The following is a 15,359-nucleotide window of genomic DNA, read 5'->3' on the forward strand; positions in this document are numbered from 1 at the left end:
CCCATCTCGTAATGCGTCTCACCCCGTAGGCATGGACAGGCAGGCACTTCCGTGGTGCCTGCCCGCACGGGCCGCCTCAACTCAACCAGTGCGCCACGAAGCTGCTCCACGCCTCCGTCGACACGGCGAGGCAGGGGCCTAGGGGCTGCTTGGAGTCCCGTATCCGCACACCGTTTGAGATGAAGACGGCTTCCACGCACTCGGTTGCGTTGCCGCCGCTGTACGAGGACTTGAACCACGCTTGGTCGGGGACGGGCTGAGGGGTGCCAGACATTCAAAGCTCCTTGCGGATGCGGTGGATCATGGAGGAAGAAGCCTCCATGTTCAACGCTTGTGCGCGGAGGTACTCGAACGCAAGTCTGTATCGATCCAGTTCTTCGTCCTTCTCCAGGAAGAGGGAGCCCGTGTGGAAGTCGACGTACACCACATCGAGGGCTGCCTCGGTACCGCCGATGATGACGAAGCTGCCGAGTGCGGCTGCGTGAGCACCCTGGCAGAAGGGCAGCACCTGAAGTGTGACGTGGGGCGACTCGTTCGCTTCGAGTAGTCGGTCCAGCTGGTCCCTCATGGTCTGCGGCGATCCGACGACGCGGCGGATCACTGATTCGTCGAGGATCGCCCAGAGCCGCGGCGGCTTCGGGCGGGTGAGGATCTCCTGCCGCTTCATCCGGATGTCCACCAGCCGCTCGATCTCGGCCGGCTCCAGGGGCACTTCGTTGGCCTTCTGCAGTGCGGTGCTGTAGGCGCGTGTCTGAAGGAGGCCCGGGACGTACACACAGGCGAAGTGACTCTCGTGGAGGGCCTCATCTTCGAGTGTGAGCAGCAGATTCATGCTCTCGGGGATGGAGTCGGCAAAGGAACTCCACCAGCCTTGCAGTTTGGCACCCTTCGCAAGCCCGACGACAGCCTCGCGCTCGGCTTCAGTTGCTCCGTACGCGCGGCACAACGCTTCGACGACAAGCCACTTGACCGGCCCCGCCTGGGTCTCGTATCTGCTGACCGTCGCCTTGGATACGCCAACGAGCCGTCCGGCCTCCTCAAGGGTCAGTCCCTTCCGGGCGCGGAACTTGCGCATCATGGCGCCTAGTTGGCGACGTCGTGTTGTGGTCCGCTCGGGCATTCGACTCCTTCACCGTGCGCCGGGTGATGGCCCGGAAGTCCTCATGAGGCTAGGTAGCGGTGAACCAGGCGCACCACCAGATTCACTCGATCGATTCCCGTGAGAAGTTACACAGCGAGACTTCTCCTATGCCATGCTCGAGCACAGACCGCTACGCAGTGCAGTCGTTCAGATACGAGAAGGCGCAGGCACGTGCGTGGCTTGGGAGGGAAGACCAACCATGTCCGTCTCTGAAGCGACCGATCCCTGTCTCCGCTGCGTCCTGCCCTTTGAGGCAGCACCTGGAGAGGTGGTGTTGCTGCGAAGAGCTGCCGCGAAGCAACTGGCCATGTGGGGGACGCCGGTAGCCGTTGACGAAGCCGAGGTCATCGTCACGGAACTGGCGACGAACGTTTTCAAGCATGTGGGGGAAGGTGCCTCGGCGACGCTGGTATTGGAGTGGAGGTATGACCGGCTGCGGTTGGAGGTCCACGACAGGAGCCCCGTCCTGCCCTCTCGCAAAACGGCGGACTGCCACGAGGAGTGCGGGCGAGGTCTCCACCTCATCGCAGGCTTCGCTATGGACTGGGGCGCAGTTCTCACCGCCGTCGGCAAGGCGGTCTGGTGCGAGGTGCCGCTCAGCATGAGGAAGGGATGCCGCCGTATCGAGCGGGCCGTCGAGGCGCTGGAGAGGTACCAAAGAGCCCAGGCTGGTTGGCAAGGCCGGAGCCGGGACGGCGGCCTTGCAGAGTCCGCAGTCGAGCTGATCGCTGACCTGCTCCACTGGACGACCGTGCGTGGGCATGACCCGGACGACATCCTCGATCGTGCCCAGATGCGCTACGAAGCCGAAGCGGACGCGGCCTAGTGGAGCGCAGCCTGAGTGAGCTTCCTCATCTCCGCCCGCAGAGATGCCGGTGTGCGCCAGGATTCTCCAGGACGGCTCCTGTGGCACATCCTGTGGCAGTTGGCACACAGGCAAGCCAAGTCGTCGAGCGTTGTCTCCCGGCTTCCGGTGACATGCAAGGGAGTGACATGGTGCACTTCGATGTATCCGTCGCCGAGTTCACCGTAAGTGCGCGAGAAGTCGAACTCGCACACTTCGCAGTGGAGCGGCCCCCCTCGACGTCGAGTCTGCTCGATCTTAAGCTTGCGCAGTTTTGGATCACGCTCCCGAGCGAGGGCCCGGCGGACGAGGAGACGCCCTTCGATTGCTGTGACGCCCGTCTCATTGACTTCATCAGGCTGCGGCGCGATGCCATACAGCTCGCCCGACCCGATGCCGTCCTCGATGGCCTGCGCAGCTTGGAGCATCTCGGCTTCACGGTTAATGAGCGCGTCGATCATCAACAGCGTCGGTTTGCCGCACCGCGTGGCCGCTCCGCTGTGAAGCGGGTGATTCGTCGCGAAGTCGGTGGTCTTGCGGCTGACGCTGCCCGGAGACCTGAAACCGGGCAGTGCGAGAGCCTCGGCGCTGTGAATCGGAAGCGAGCGCAGCAGCTCGGACAGCTCCTGCACCTCCGGGTCCCCCGTCCGGAGTTCGCCCCAGCCATTCTTCACAACCAGCGCTCCAGCCAGTACAAGCTCGTCTTCCGTCCAAGGAGGCGTCCGCATGAGCAATATCGTATGAGTGTTCGGCGTTGCGGAGGGTGCGTTCAGCGAACCGCGGGGCGTGCGGCACACTTGGTGAAGTCTCGTTGTCAGTGGGGTCTGTCACCCTCAGTGATGGTGGATTGCAAGATGCGTCCGCCGCTGTACGTCTGTAAGGAGGGGGCATGACCCACACGAAGGAAACCGAGCGCGCACGCTCGGAGGCGGCGGAGTCTGAGTTCACGTCGATCGAGATCTGCGCTGGCGCCGGCGGGCAAGCCGTCGGTCTGCACCAGGCAGGCTTCAGGCATCTGGCCCTGGTTGAGATCGACCAGCATGCTGTCGCGACCCTTGAACTCAACATCAACGACCACGAGGTGTGGGCGTGGGAGAGGGAGCACTGCGACATCCTGTCGGCTGACGTCAAGAAGTTTGACCCGCACAACGACCTGTCTAAGAGTGCTGATCTGCTGAAGGGTCGCGGACTGGATCTCCTGGCAGGCGGCGTGCCCTGCCCTCCGTTCTCGCATGCAGGAAAGCAACTCGGCAAGGATGACGAGCGAGACCTCTTCCCACGCATGCTGGAACTGGTCCGCGACCTGAATCCGCGGGCCGTGATGATCGAGAATGTCCGAGGGATCATGGACCCGAAATTCTCGGACTACCGTGACTGGATCAAGGCGATGCTCCAGGGTGGGGAGTACCGAGGAGACGACGGGCACCTCGCATATGAGAGGGGACTCGGGTACAGCGTCGCCGAGTGGAAGGTCTTGGAAGCGAGCGATTTCGGAGTGCCGCAGCTTCGGCCACGGGCCGTCCTCGTTGCGTTCCGGAATGACATCATCAAGGACCTGAAGTACGAGTGGCCTACGGCTACCCATGAGGATCCGGTCAGTGTCGCAGCCAGCCTTGAGCCGTCCATGCGGGAGCGATTCGAGCCGTACTTCGAGGGCGTGCACGCAGAGACTGCTCACGCGGCTTTCGATCGATGGCTGAAGAAGGCTCGCGATCGAGATACCGAACTCAAGGGCAAGGGTGGAGGCATCGCACCTACGCTTGTCGGTGGGTCGAAGAAGCATGGCGGCGCAGATCTCGGACCCAGCCGCGCGAAGGCGGCCTGGAAGCTGCTTGGCGTCTCGGGCATGGGCGTGGCTAATGACATCGAGACATGCGCGAAGAAGCAGACTGAAGACCGTGATCTCTTCGGCCCTGACGGACCGATGCTTACTGTGCGACAGGCAGCCATCGTTCAGGGCTTCCCGCCTGAGTGGGACTTCTCGGGCGGGAAGACTGCCCAGTACCGGCAGGTAGGTAACGCATTTCCGCCGCCGGTGGCCAAGGCCGTCGGTAAGTCGATCATTGATGTACTCAAGGCCGCGCGAGAGCGCGACCAGAAGAAGAGCTGATCAACCGTTCGGTATCCCTTTTCGGACTGCGCTGCGACGCTTTTCGACCGCGGCCGCGATGCGGGCAGCGCAGTCCTCCGACGACTCGTGCTCCCAGAACCGGAGCACTGTCCATCCGGCTTCTTCAAGACGCTGGTCGGTATCCCGGTCACGGGCCATGTTCCGGGCGACCTTGTCTGACCAGTAGCCTTTGTTGGTCTTCGGTGGTACGTAGTGCTCAGGGCAACCATGCCAGTAGCAGCCGTCGATGAACACGGCTACCTTGACAGGGCGGAACACCAAGTCTGCGGTCCTGCGGAGATCGGGTAGCGGCCGGGCCGCCACCCGATAGCGAAGCCCTTGAGCGTGTACGAGCCTTCGGACAAGGCGCTCAGGAGCGGTGTCCCGGCTGCGGATGGCCTGCATATTCCTCCGCCTTGCTGCGGACGAGGCCCACGAGCCTGGTGGACGCTCCCACTCTGTAGCCACTCTGGCTGCCCTTTCCTTCTGTTCGAGCACGCTCTGGCTGCAAGATACGCTTACTGCTTCCCCTCTCGCTCTAGGCGACTGATTTCCGCTCTGATTGAGCCCTCCGGCCAGGGTTCCCAGTGCTTCACACAATAGAAAGAACGGAAACGGCCCGACTCGGGATCTTTCTTCTTTTTGGAGTCGATTTTCCAGCCGAGCGTTCGCAGCTCCCGGAGCCGCTTTTGCCAGTCATCTTGATATTGCCTCATGGAAGCGACGACGCTGATTAGTTCCGAAGGGACCCAGTCGCCCCGGAACGCCTTCAGCAGCTCACCTATCCGGCCGTGCGGCTCATCATGGTCGGCAGCTGCCTTGATTTCTTCAGCGTACTCGTCGTATGTGCTGTAGAAGGCCTTCTTGCCAGAGTTGCAGTCCTCGCACAGCGGCTGCAGGTTTTCAATGTCGTCGTTACCGCCCCAGTGGCGGGGAACTTTATGGTCGACTACCAGGATCACGTGATGCTCGGTAGGAGTTCTACCGCATTGTGCGCACCGTTGAGGGGCAAGAACCTGAGCACGCAGACGTCTGCTTAGCGCGCGCCTCAGACCGTTGCTGCGGTCGTGATTCCAGCCGCGGAGGCGATAGCGATGGTTGCGCCCATCACGGACCGTGTCGATCGAAAAATAGTCACGCAGGTCCCGGACTCGACGATCTGTTTGTGCCGGGGAGGAGCCATTTTCATCGGCTACCTCGGCTCTGATCTGCAGCATCGTCGGCGGATCGTGTCTCAGGTTGTACAGGAACTCATAGAGTCGCAAGTGGACTGCGGATAGCCCTAGCTCCGCTACCTCTATACTGTCCGGAGCGGGCGGAAATTCGGAACTTGATTCCTGCGGGTTTTCCTCGGACACTACTGACTCCGCTGCATGGTTCTGTTTTGTGTGTCAATTTTACTAAGGTGCCGTGTGCGGTGCAGACGCTTTCATGCGACAGGGCGAGGTCCGTTACCTCCGCCGTGACAGGCCTCGTACCCCTCTCCCGTGCCACACCAACACCCCGCCCCCCTCTGAGGAGGCCAAGCAACCGCCCGTCCCCGGGCCGCCAGTGTCGTCGCGTACTGCGGTAGCAGTGTCACGTCGTCCGGTGTGGAGCCCTCCGACGCCGCGAAGGCCTCGTACGACGGGACCGTGCCCGTCACGATGCCCAGGTTGCCCGTGCCCGACGACGACAGTTCGCGCAGCGACGACTCTATGGTCGACAGGTGTTCCTCGTGGGACGGGTACTCCGAGGACAGGGTCGGGTAGGCCGACAGCAGTTCGGTCAGTTCCGAGGTCGGCCAGTGCAGTACCGCCACCGGGAACGGGCGGGAGAGGGCCTCTCGGTAGGCGCCCAGTTCGGCCTGGAGGCGGGTGATCTCTGCCGCCAGCTCCGCGGGGTTGTCCGAGCCGAGGGACCAGACCCGTTTGGGGTCGTGGAGTTCGTCCAGGGAGACCGGGGACGCGTGCACGGTGTCCGCCAAGGTGTCCCAGTCGTCGTGCGGCAGGCCCAGCATGCGGCGCACGCGGTGGCGGCCGTAGAGGAGGGGATGGGTCGTGGAAGGCGGCTCGGTGTCGTCCGTCAGCAACAGGCGGGCGGCCTCCGTGAAGGTCTCCGACGCCGCCTCCAGCTCGTCGTGCCCCTCGAGCGCTTCGGCGACGATCACCCAGGGGGCCGGGTCGCGCGGGGCGGTCAGCCGGACGCCCTCGATGATCGCCCTCGCCTCCGCCTCGTGGCCGTACTCCCAGAGGTTCGAGGCCTTCAGGGCCCGGATCAGGGGAGGGTTGTCCAGGTCCGCCGGGGACGACAGCAGGCGGTCGTAGAGCGTGGTCGCGGCGGGGCGGTCGCCGGACAGTTCCAGGTGGGCCGCCGCGCGGAGGAGCAGGGCCTCGGCGTCCTCGGGGTACAGTCCCGCGGTCCGCTCCAGGCGTGCCGCTTCGGCGGTGTGGTCGACGTTCTCGGCAGGCGTGTCGGGGCGCATGGAGGACACCGTACTGCCGCGCGGTGACAAAGGTGAGGCGCGGAGGGGGCGTACGGGAAGGCCCCCTGATCTTCGTCTATCGTCGTGCGGGCATCTCAGGTGCGGGCATCCGGTGGGGGTTGCGTGAAGAGCGCGAGTGGGGCGGTCGACGTGAACGCCGGCGTCGACGTCGGCGTTGGTGCCGACAGTGAGCGGCTGGAGGCCGGGGGTGAGCAGAGTGCCGTGCCGCCCCGGTACTGGGCCCTGCTGCTCGTGGGTGCCGCCGTCGTGCCGGGCGCGGTTCTGTTTCTCGTCGGGAGGTGGGGGGACGCCCCGGCCGTGCAGGCGTGGCGGACGGTGTGCCTGGCCGTGACCGTGCAGGCCACGCCCTTCCTGCTGCTCGGGACCGCGCTGTCGGGGGCGATCAACGCGTTCGTGCCCGAGCGGTTCTTCCAGCGCCTGCTGCCCCGGCGGGCCGTGTTCGCCGTTCCCGTGGCGGGAGCCGCCGGGGTCGTGCTGCCGGGGTGCGAGTGTGCCTCCGTGCCGGTCGCCGGCAGTCTCATCGGGCGGGGGGTCCCTCCGTCCGCCGCGTTCGCGTTCCTCCTCTCCGCGCCCGCCATCAATCCCGTCGTCCTCACCGCCACCGCGATCGCGTTTCCCGGGAAGCCCGCCATGGTGCTGGCCCGGCTGCTCGCCTCGCTCGTCACCGCCGTCGTCATGGGCTGGCTGTGGCTGCGGTTCGGGCGGGCGAAGTGGCTGCGGCCCGCCGTGCGGGAGCACACCGGGCACCGGGAGGGCGGTGACCGGTGGGACGAGTTCCGGCGTGGGTTCCAGCACGACTTCCTGCACGCCGGCGGGTTCCTCGTGCTCGGGGCCATGGCGGCGGCCACCTTCAACGTCGCCGTGCCGCGCTCCGTGCTCGACACCTTCGCCGGGTCGACCTGGCTGTCCGTGCTCTTCCTGGCCGGGCTCGCCGTCCTGCTCGCCGTGTGCTCCGAGGCCGACGCCTTTCTCGCCGCCTCGCTGACCGCGTTCCCGCCGGTGGCCCGGCTCGTGTTCATGGTGGTGGGGCCCATGGTCGACCTGAAGCTGATCGCCCTGCAGGCGGGGACCTTCGGGCGGGCCTTCGCCGTGCGGTTCTCCGCGGCCACCGTCGTCGTCGCCGTCGCGTGCAGCGCGCTGATCGGGGGAGCCCTGCTGTGAAACGGTTGTCCCAGGCGGGGCTGCTCGTGCTCTGCGGGCTCGGGCTGCTGCACATCTCGCTCTTCACCGACCTGTGCCTGCGGTACGTCAAGGAGAGCATGCGACCCCTGCTCATCGCCTCCGGTGTCGTCCTGGTCCTGCTGGGCATCGCCGGCGCCCTCCTCGATCGCCGTACCGTCCCGGAAAAGGATCCGCACGACCACGACAGCCGCGACCACGACAGCCGCGACCACGACAGCCGCGGGCAGGACGGCTACGACCGCGACGGCCGCGGGCAGGGCGGCCGCGGGCACGATCACTCGCGGCTTCCCCGTGTCGCCTGGCTGCTGCTCCTGCCCGCGCTCAGCCTGCTCTTCTACGCCCCGCCCGCCCTCGGTGCCTTCACCGCCTCCCGGCAGCCGGCCAAGCCCGTCGCCGAGCAGCAGTCCTTCGGTCCGCTGCCGCGCACCTCGCCCCTGCCCATGACCCTCTCCGACTTCACCAGCCGCGTGCGGCAGGACCGCGGGCAGGCCATCCGGGGGCGCACGATCCTGATGACCGGGATCGTCACGCCCCATGGGGACGGCGGCTGGGACCTGACGCGGATCATCATCAACTGCTGTGCCGCGGACGCCCAGTCCGTGAAGGTACGGATCTACGGCGGTGACGTGCCGCCCGCGAACAGCTGGGTGACGGTGACCGGGACCTGGCACCCCGGCGGGATGCTGGGCACCGGGTCCGCGCCGGTCGCGCTGGACGCCCTCACGGTCAGGAAGGCCGCCCGGCCGGTCAACGGCTACCAGGACGCCCTTCCGCTGCCGTCGGCGCTCACCCGGTGACCCCGTCCACCTGGAGCGTCTGGACCGACTTCGGCGCGAAGGGGACCGAGAGCGACCTGCCGGACAGGTAGGTGTCCGAGTGGGACGTGTAGAGGTCGGAGCCGCCGGTCGTGACCGTGTTCCAGCGGGGGACCAGGCCGCCCGAGCCGCCGGTCACCGAGGAGAAGGACGAGAGGTCGAAGGTCAGGGTCTGGGCGGAGGACGACGTGTTCGCCGCGACGATCACCAGGCGCTTCGCCGACCGGTCCAGGGCCGCCGCCGCGTAGCTCACGCCCGTGTCCAGGATCGTCATGCCCGGGCGGATGTGCCGGGTGAACTGGGCCAGCGTGTAGTACTTCGTCTGCACCGCTCCCGGCTGGAGGGTGGCGGCGTCGTACACGATCGTCGCCCAGCCCGAGCTGGGGTCCATCACCTGCCAGTACACCCAGGCCGTGGGGTGCAGCCAGCGGAAGTCGTAGAGGAGGTTGCTCGCCAGGGTCAGGCCCGTCGAGTCGCTGTCGCCCGTCTCCGAGTTCCACAGGCCCTTGCCGGCCGTCGTCACGACGTCCGTGTAGAGCAGGTCGCGGCGGCCGCCGGAGCCCTGGTAGCCGTGGACGTTGACCCGGTCGACGTAGCCCTTCGTCGTCGAGGAGAAGGAACTCCAGGTGGTGCGGGCCAGGTCGTAGGTGTTCTCGTCCGACGCCGAGATCTTCGCCGCCGTCAGGCCGCGTTTGTCCAACTCGCTGCGCAGATAGGGGAGTACGGCCGACTGGACGGTGGCGTCCATGTGGCAGCCCTCCTGGGTGCCGGTCGCCGTCCACCAGGAGGACGAGGGCTCGTTGAAGGCCTCCACCGTCGTGAAGGTCACACCCCAGTTCTGCTTCGCGTACAGCGCGACCGCGGCCAGGTGGGAGGCGTGCTGGCGGTAGTTCCAGGACTGGAGGTTGTTGCCGCCGTCGGAGGCGCCCGAGGGGTTGTGGTTCAGACACATCCACCACATCGGGGAGTTGGCGAACAGCTCGGTGGTCGCGCCGCGCGCGGTCGCCTTCACCAGCATCGCGCGCTGGGTCGCGTCCGCCGTCCACTTGAACGACGAGGAGGCCGGGTCCTCACTCGTCCAGTCCTGCCAGTACCCCTCGATCTGCTTGAACTTCGGGATGTTGGCGGAGGCGGCCATCGACTCGCCGCTCACGCTGTTCCAGCTGCACGCGCCCAGGTTGTAGCGGGCGATGTTCAGGCCCAGACCGGGCAGTGACGTGCCGTTGTACGTCGTCTGCTTCGTCGTGAAGAAGATGTCCGCGAAGTCGTCCCGCGCGCCGAAGACGTTCGCCCACCAGGCCAGGGACGTGCCCCAGCCCTCCCAAGTGCCGTAGGTCTTCGCCGGGTTGACGGATATCGTCGCGTCCGCCCGTGCCGTGCCCGTCGCCAGGGCGCTGCCCAGGATGCCGCCGCCCGCTGCGGCCAACAGTGTTCTGCGTCGGATCATGGCTTCTCCGCCTCTCCCATTCCCCGTTTCCCGTTTCCCCGTCGCGGCTTTGGCAGCACGAAGCATCGGGGGTGCCGGGTGGGGTTGTCGAGGGTTCTGACAGCGCTTTCTAAAACCCGTTGAGGAAGGCGGACCGCTCTCCCGGATCCCTTGTGGCTATGGCCAGTTGTGCCCACTGCGCCTATCGTGCGGGCGGCTCCCGGAGGCTCCCGTGGAGGCGGGCGTGAAGGCGGGCGTGGAGGTGGGGTGCGGATGCTTGCGGCGTCGGGCGTGCGGGTCGTACGGCACAGCGACCGGCGCAGGCGTGCCCGGCGCCGCCGCGTGCTGTGGGGCGGGGGCGAGGCGCTCGTCACCGTCGGGGTGCTGCTGATGCTGCTGGTCGTGCACCAGCTGTGGTGGACCAACCGGGAGGCGAAGCGCGGCGCCCAGCGGCAGGTGCAGGCGCTGGAGCGGGAGTGGGGCACCCCGGATGCCGGTGCCGGCAGCGGTGGTCCGACGATCGCGCCCTCCGCCTCGGCCACGGCCCCGGCGGCCGGCTCCGGCAGGTCCACCTCCGGTGCGCCGGGGTCGTCGTACGTCCCCGCCGCCCTGCCCCGCCGGGGCCGGGCGTACGCCGTTCTCGACATCCCCCGGCTGGGGCTGCGTGTTCCCGTCGCCGAGGGGGTGAGCAAGGCGGACGTCCTGAACAAGGGGTACGTCGGCCATTACCGCGGCACCGGGCAGCCGGGCCAGGCCGGGAACTTCGCGCTCGCCGGGCACCGCAACACGCACGGCGAGCCCTTCCGGTACCTGCCCCGGCTGCGGCGCGGGGACGACATCGAGGTGGAGACGCGGACGGCGACGTACACGTACGACGTCGACCAGATCCTGCCGCAGACCTCGGCGACGGACTCGGGGGTCGTCATGGCGGTCCCGCGTTCCCTCGTCCATCCCCGCTACGGGTACGACCAGCCCGGCTACTACATCACCCTGACCACCTGCACCCCGGAGTTCACCTCGCGCTACCGGATGGTGGTCTGGGGCAGGCTCGTGTCCGTGCGGCCCAGGTGAGTCCCCGCACGGTCAGCGCTCCCGCAACGCCACCACGCTCACCGCGCCCACCGCCGCCAGGCCCGCCGACACCAGCAGGGCGATGTCCGTGCCGTGGGCCAGGGTGCCGGAGGAGGTGGCGAGGGCGATGGTCAGGGCGACACCGGCGCTGGAGCCGATGTAGCGGAAGGTCTGCTGGGCGCCGGAGCCCATCGCGGCGCGTTCGCGCGGGACCGAGTCCACGGAGAGCAGGGGCAGCGCGCCGTTGAGCAGGCCGCTGCCCGCGCCGCCGACGATCAATCCGGGCAGCAGCCGGGTCCAGGAGCCGGAGCCGATCGCGCCGAGCATGGTCAGGACGGCGACGGCGTGCAGGGCGAAGCCGGCGGCCAGCTGCACACGGGGGCCGATCCGGCCGGCCAGGTGCTTGACCTGCAGGGCGACCGTGAAGCTCAGCCCGGACCAGATCAGGATCAGCCAGGCCGTGTCCATGGGGGACAGCCGCAGCGTCTGCTGGATCAGGGCGGGCAGGAAGCTGAAGGGGGCGATCACGGCGAGGCCCGTGAACAGGCCGCCGGCGGCCGAGGCCAGGAAGGGCGGGTGGCGCAGCAGCCCGAGGTCGATCATCGGGGTGCCGACCCGGCGTTCCACGGCGACGAACAGCACGACGAGGACCGCGGCGGCCACGAGGAGGACCCCGACCGGTGCGCGCAGCCAGCCGTCCCGGCCCAGGGTCAGGGCCGCGACCAGGGCGACCAGGGCCAGTCCGAAGGTCAGCGCGCCGAGCGCGTCGGGCCGGCCGCCGCGTGGGGCGCGGGACTCGGTGAGCGTACGGGTGCCGAGCGCGGCCACGAGGACGGCGGCGGCGCCCAGTACGCCGTAGGCCACCCGCCAGCTGGGCAGCGCTCCCGCGATCAGCGGGCCGGCCGCGATGCCGCCGCTGACGAAGGCGCCCCAGACGCCGGTCGCGTGCAGCCGGCCGCGCGGGGAGGGGAACGCCGCCACCAGCAGGCCGAGGCTGCTCGCGAGGAGCGCGGCGCTCGCCGCTCCCTGGGCGATGCGGGCGAGGGTGAACTGCCAGGTCGACGTCGCGAAGGCGCCGAGGACGGTGGTCAGGCCGAGGGCCAGGGTGCCGCTGAGGAAGAGCCGGCGGCGGCCGTAGTCGTCGGCGAGGCTGCCGGCCACCAGCAGGAGCGCGGCGAGGCCGAGCGGGGTGCCGTTCAGCAGCCAGGCCTGGGCGGACAGGGAGGTGTGCAGGGCGCTCGCCGTGTCCGGGAGCGTGACCATCGGGGCCGTGTACGTCATCAGGGCCACGGCGGTGGCCGCGCTGGTCAGGGCGAGGGTGGCCCGGGGGCGCACGGGGGCGCCCTGGGTGGTCGCGCCGTGTACGGCGGCGGGGGCGGGGGTGCTGGTGACGGGATCGAGCCCGGTCATGGCGCGTCCTTAAGGTTCAGTCATTGAACTCACGTGACTCCGCCACCGTAACATCGTCGGTTCGTTCACTGAACCAAGAGGTCGGAAAGCGGCTACAGTGGACGGCATGGCACTGGGCAAGGACTACGCGACACAGGAGTGCTCGATCGCCCGCGCGCTCGAGGTGGTCGGCGAGCGCTGGACGCTGCTCGTCGTCCGGGACGCGATGTACGGCGTGCGGCGCTACAACGACTTCCTCGTGCACCTCGGCATCCCGCGTGCCGTCCTCGCCGCCCGGCTGCAGACGCTGACCGCCGAGGGCATCCTCGAAAAGCGCCGGTACCAGCAGTCGCCGCCCCGGGACGAGTACGTCCTCACCGAGCGCGGCATCGCCCTGTGGCCCACGCTGCGCGCCCTCGGCCTGTGGGGGCGCGAACACTTCACCGACGGCCTGCAGCGCTACTTCTGTCATGTGTCGTGCGGCACGGAACTCGGGCCGTACGGCGAATGCCCCGCGTGCGGAGTCGTCGTACCGGCCCGTGACGTCGTCATGGAGCCGGGCCCGGCGCTCGATCCGGACCCGGCGGATCCGGTCAGCCGGGTGCTGCTGAAGCCCAAGCGGCTGCTGGAGCCCCTGGAATCACCGGAGAACGTGTCCGCCTGAGGGGATTCAGGAGCGGGCCGCGCCGCCCTCTTTGAGGAGGTCGAGGCCGGCCCGGTCGGTCGCGTCCGAGTCGCCGCCCAGCCGGTGGACGACCACCCACCGGCCGTCCGCCATCGCCCCGGCGAAGAGAGAGGCGTCGCGGGTCGCGCCGTTGTGCCAGAGAAGGGGCCCGGCCGTCTGCCAGGAGGGGGCCGGATCGCCCAGCCGGCGCTCGATCGCCAGCCGGACCAGCAGATCGGCCACCGCGCGCGGAGTGGCCCACAGGCCGCCCGCCGGCAGGATCGCCCCGGTCATGGTCCAGGGCCGCCGGCCCCGGCCGAACAGGCCCGGCGCGAGCAGCCGCCGGTCCGCGTCCGGCCGCACGCTCACCTCGGCCACGTCCAGCGGCCGCAGCACGTGCTCGGCGAGCAGCTCCTCGTACGGCACACCGGCCGTCGCGACCAGCGCCGCGCCCAGGACGGCGTACCCGAGATTGGAGTACTCCTCCTGCTGCCCCGGTGGCCGGACCACGACCTTGTCCAGCCGGCCGAGCAGCCGGTACAGGGCGGCGCGGTCGAACGCGGCGTACGGATCGCGCAGGCCCGTCCCCGGGGGAAGGCGGGGCAGCCCCGAGGTGTGGTCGGCCAGGTTCCGCAGGGTGACGCCCGTGCCGGCGGGCACGGGGAGCCGGCGTTCGACGGGGTCGTCCGGGTCGAGCAGGCCCGCGGCGGCCATGCGCATCAGCGCGGTGCCGGTGAGCACCTTGGTGAACGAGCCGATCTCGACGAACCGGTCCACCGCGTGGCCGTCGGCGACCCGCGCGCCGGACGAATCGGTCAGGATGCAGCTCGGTGTGCGAGGCACGTGTGTACTCCCCCCATGTCCCCCTCGGTCGAGTCGATCATATGGACTTTCAGGTATAAAGGGCAGGTAGACATCGGCAGTTGTGGACGTGCGGACACATGCGGACACGTGCGGACGAGGGGAGGGAGGACGCCATGAAGCGCGGGATCGTCGCGTCGCGTGCCCTCGCCTCGCTGCTGCTCGTGCTGCTGCCGGTCCTGCTGCTCGACACGGGCAACCTCTCCGCGACCGTGGCCCTCGCCGCGACCGCCGCCGCCGGTTCCGCGCTCTCCGCCTGTGCCCTGCTGGCCGCCCGCAGCGCGCCGGTCTTCCCGCCCACGCGGGTGCGTACGGCGATCCGGGACCGGGCCCGGCGCACGGCCTTCCTGCCCCAGCGTGATCCCGACGCGCCCGGCCGGCGGCGGCCCAGGGCACCCGGACGCGCCCTCGCGGCGACCGCCGCGTAGGGCACGCGTCCTTCTCTCTTCCTCCGCGTGACCCCGCGCGGGTCGTCATGCCGCTCCGACCGATTCCGGTCCGGCCTTCCAGTCCGGCCGCTTCCAGTCCGGCCGCTTCCGGTCCGACCGATTCCGGTCTGGCTTCTTCCGGCACGACGAGACCCCCGGAGGGCTCACCCATGTCCGTCTTCTCCGTCTTCTCTGTCTTCTCCCTCTTCGCCCGCCTGGTCGAGCACCTCGCCGACCTGCTGACCCCGCTCTTCCACGCCTCCGCGGCAGCCGCCGCGATCGTGCTGTTCACCGCGCTCGTACGACTCCTCGTCCACCCCCTGTCCCGCGCCGCCGCCCGCGGCCAGCGGGCCCGCGCCGAACTCCAGCCGCGCATGGCCGAGTTGCGCGAGAAACACGCCAAGGATCCGCAGCGACTGCAGAAGGCGGTGCTGGAACTGCACGCCGAGGAGAAGGTCTCGCCGCTCGCCGGCTGCCTGCCGAGCCTGCTCCAGATGCCCGCCTTCTTCCTCCTCTACCACCTCTTCTCCAGCCCCACGGTCGGCGGCGGGGCCAACGGGCTGCTCAGTCACCAGCTGTTCGCGGCGCCGCTCGGCGGGCGCTGGGCCGACGCGCTCGCGGACGGCGGGGTCCTCGGCCCGGCCGGACTCGTCTACCTCGCGCTCTTCGTCCTCGTCGCCGCCGTCGCCGCCTTCAACTACCGGCGCACCAAGCAGATGATGGCCAAGAACCCGCCCGCCGTGGCCGCGGGCGGCGGCGAGCAGGTGCCGGGACTCGGCGCGGTCGGCAAGGTCATGCCGTTCATGTCGTTCTTCACGCTCGTCACGGTCGCCGTCGTACCGCTCGCGGCCGCGCTCTACGTCGTCACCAGCACCACCTGGACCGCCGTGGAGCGAGCCGCGCTGTACCGGTAGCGAGGTGCGGTTACGGTCCAGTACATGAA

Annotated in this window: 17 protein-coding genes; 8 read left to right on the forward strand and 9 right to left on the reverse strand. The window is 68.7% G+C overall.

Translation table 11 applies throughout. From position 1 onward, the window contains the following. Positions 1 to 76: 76 nt before the first annotated feature. Entirely contained in the window at positions 77 to 274 is a 198-nt protein-coding gene (locus A6P39_RS25985; RefSeq protein ID WP_067048300.1) for a DUF397 domain-containing protein, read from the reverse strand. Beyond that, positions 275 to 1,120: a helix-turn-helix domain-containing protein gene (locus A6P39_RS25990; protein WP_067048303.1), complete on the reverse strand. Its 846-nt coding sequence runs from the start codon at positions 1,118 to 1,120 to the stop codon at positions 275 to 277. A 220-nt stretch (positions 1,121 to 1,340) separates the two neighbouring features. Between A6P39_RS25990 and A6P39_RS25995 the strand changes: the two genes are divergently transcribed. Then, positions 1,341 to 1,967 carry an ATP-binding protein gene (locus tag A6P39_RS25995; protein WP_067048305.1) on the forward strand — a complete coding sequence of 209 codons (627 nt, stop codon included), beginning with the start codon at positions 1,341 to 1,343 and terminating at the stop codon, positions 1,965 to 1,967. On the opposite strand, the gene A6P39_RS26000 is transcribed toward A6P39_RS25995, so the two are convergent. Next, complete coding sequence (locus A6P39_RS26000; RefSeq protein WP_067048493.1) at positions 1,964 to 2,713, reverse strand: HNH endonuclease; 750 nt, start codon at positions 2,711 to 2,713, stop codon at positions 1,964 to 1,966. The two genes, A6P39_RS25995 and A6P39_RS26000, sit on opposite strands and share 4 nt — an antisense overlap. A 161-nt stretch (positions 2,714 to 2,874) precedes the next feature. Between A6P39_RS26000 and A6P39_RS26005 the strand changes: the two genes are divergently transcribed. Further along, positions 2,875 to 4,095, forward strand: a complete 1,221-nt coding sequence (locus A6P39_RS26005) for a DNA cytosine methyltransferase (protein WP_067048308.1) — start codon at positions 2,875 to 2,877, stop codon at positions 4,093 to 4,095. On the opposite strand, the gene A6P39_RS26010 is transcribed toward A6P39_RS26005, so the two are convergent. From A6P39_RS26010 to A6P39_RS26020, 3 genes are all read right to left on the reverse strand, one after another. Continuing rightward, entirely contained in the window at positions 4,096 to 4,563 is a 468-nt protein-coding gene (locus tag A6P39_RS26010; protein WP_267893336.1) for a very short patch repair endonuclease, read from the reverse strand. Between the two features lie 50 nt (positions 4,564 to 4,613). Beyond that, positions 4,614 to 5,453, reverse strand: coding sequence for an HNH endonuclease (locus A6P39_RS26015; protein WP_079133509.1), 840 nt, complete (start codon positions 5,451 to 5,453; stop codon positions 4,614 to 4,616). A 71-nt stretch (positions 5,454 to 5,524) separates the two neighbouring features. Further along, positions 5,525 to 6,559: a hypothetical protein gene (locus tag A6P39_RS26020; RefSeq protein WP_067048310.1), complete on the reverse strand. Its 1,035-nt coding sequence runs from the start codon at positions 6,557 to 6,559 to the stop codon at positions 5,525 to 5,527. Between the two features lie 222 nt (positions 6,560 to 6,781). Between A6P39_RS26020 and A6P39_RS26025 the strand changes: the two genes are divergently transcribed. Beyond that, complete coding sequence (locus A6P39_RS26025) at positions 6,782 to 7,741, forward strand: permease (protein WP_234378988.1); 960 nt, start codon at positions 6,782 to 6,784, stop codon at positions 7,739 to 7,741. Continuing rightward, positions 7,738 to 8,559: a TIGR03943 family putative permease subunit gene (locus tag A6P39_RS26030; protein WP_067048318.1), complete on the forward strand. Its 822-nt coding sequence runs from the start codon at positions 7,738 to 7,740 to the stop codon at positions 8,557 to 8,559. Before A6P39_RS26025 ends, A6P39_RS26030 begins: the two co-directional genes overlap by 4 nt. Here A6P39_RS26030 and A6P39_RS26035 read toward each other — a convergent pair. Continuing rightward, positions 8,549 to 10,024, reverse strand: coding sequence for a glycoside hydrolase (locus A6P39_RS26035; RefSeq protein ID WP_067048323.1), 1,476 nt, complete (start codon positions 10,022 to 10,024; stop codon positions 8,549 to 8,551). The genes A6P39_RS26030 and A6P39_RS26035 overlap by 11 nt on opposite strands. A gap of 252 nt (positions 10,025 to 10,276) precedes the next feature. Between A6P39_RS26035 and A6P39_RS26040 the strand changes: the two genes are divergently transcribed. Then, positions 10,277 to 11,074, forward strand: coding sequence for a class E sortase (locus A6P39_RS26040; protein ID WP_067048340.1), 798 nt, complete (start codon positions 10,277 to 10,279; stop codon positions 11,072 to 11,074). Between the two features lie 12 nt (positions 11,075 to 11,086). On the opposite strand, the gene A6P39_RS26045 is transcribed toward A6P39_RS26040, so the two are convergent. After that, entirely contained in the window at positions 11,087 to 12,484 is a 1,398-nt protein-coding gene (locus A6P39_RS26045) for an MFS transporter (RefSeq protein WP_067048350.1), read from the reverse strand. A 106-nt stretch (positions 12,485 to 12,590) separates the two neighbouring features. Between A6P39_RS26045 and A6P39_RS26050 the strand changes: the two genes are divergently transcribed. After that, the gene (locus A6P39_RS26050; RefSeq protein WP_067048496.1) at positions 12,591 to 13,127 is read left to right on the forward strand and encodes a winged helix-turn-helix transcriptional regulator; all 537 of its coding nucleotides are present in this window, start codon (positions 12,591 to 12,593) and stop codon (positions 13,125 to 13,127) included. A 6-nt stretch (positions 13,128 to 13,133) separates the two neighbouring features. Here A6P39_RS26050 and A6P39_RS26055 read toward each other — a convergent pair whose 3' ends face one another. Continuing rightward, entirely contained in the window at positions 13,134 to 13,970 is an 837-nt protein-coding gene (locus A6P39_RS26055; RefSeq protein ID WP_067048360.1) for a serine hydrolase domain-containing protein, read from the reverse strand. Between the two features lie 134 nt (positions 13,971 to 14,104). Here A6P39_RS26055 and A6P39_RS26060 point away from each other — a divergent pair, with 134 nt between their 5' ends. Beyond that, complete coding sequence (locus A6P39_RS26060; RefSeq protein ID WP_067048369.1) at positions 14,105 to 14,416, forward strand: DUF6412 domain-containing protein; 312 nt, start codon at positions 14,105 to 14,107, stop codon at positions 14,414 to 14,416. Between the two features lie 170 nt (positions 14,417 to 14,586). Continuing rightward, positions 14,587 to 15,330, forward strand: coding sequence for a YidC/Oxa1 family membrane protein insertase (locus tag A6P39_RS26065; protein WP_067048372.1), 744 nt, complete (start codon positions 14,587 to 14,589; stop codon positions 15,328 to 15,330). The last annotated feature ends 29 nt before the right edge of the window (positions 15,331 to 15,359 follow it).

It is taken from the genome of Streptomyces sp. FXJ1.172, assembly GCF_001636945.3.
Lineage (GTDB): Bacteria > Actinomycetota > Actinomycetes > Streptomycetales > Streptomycetaceae > Streptomyces.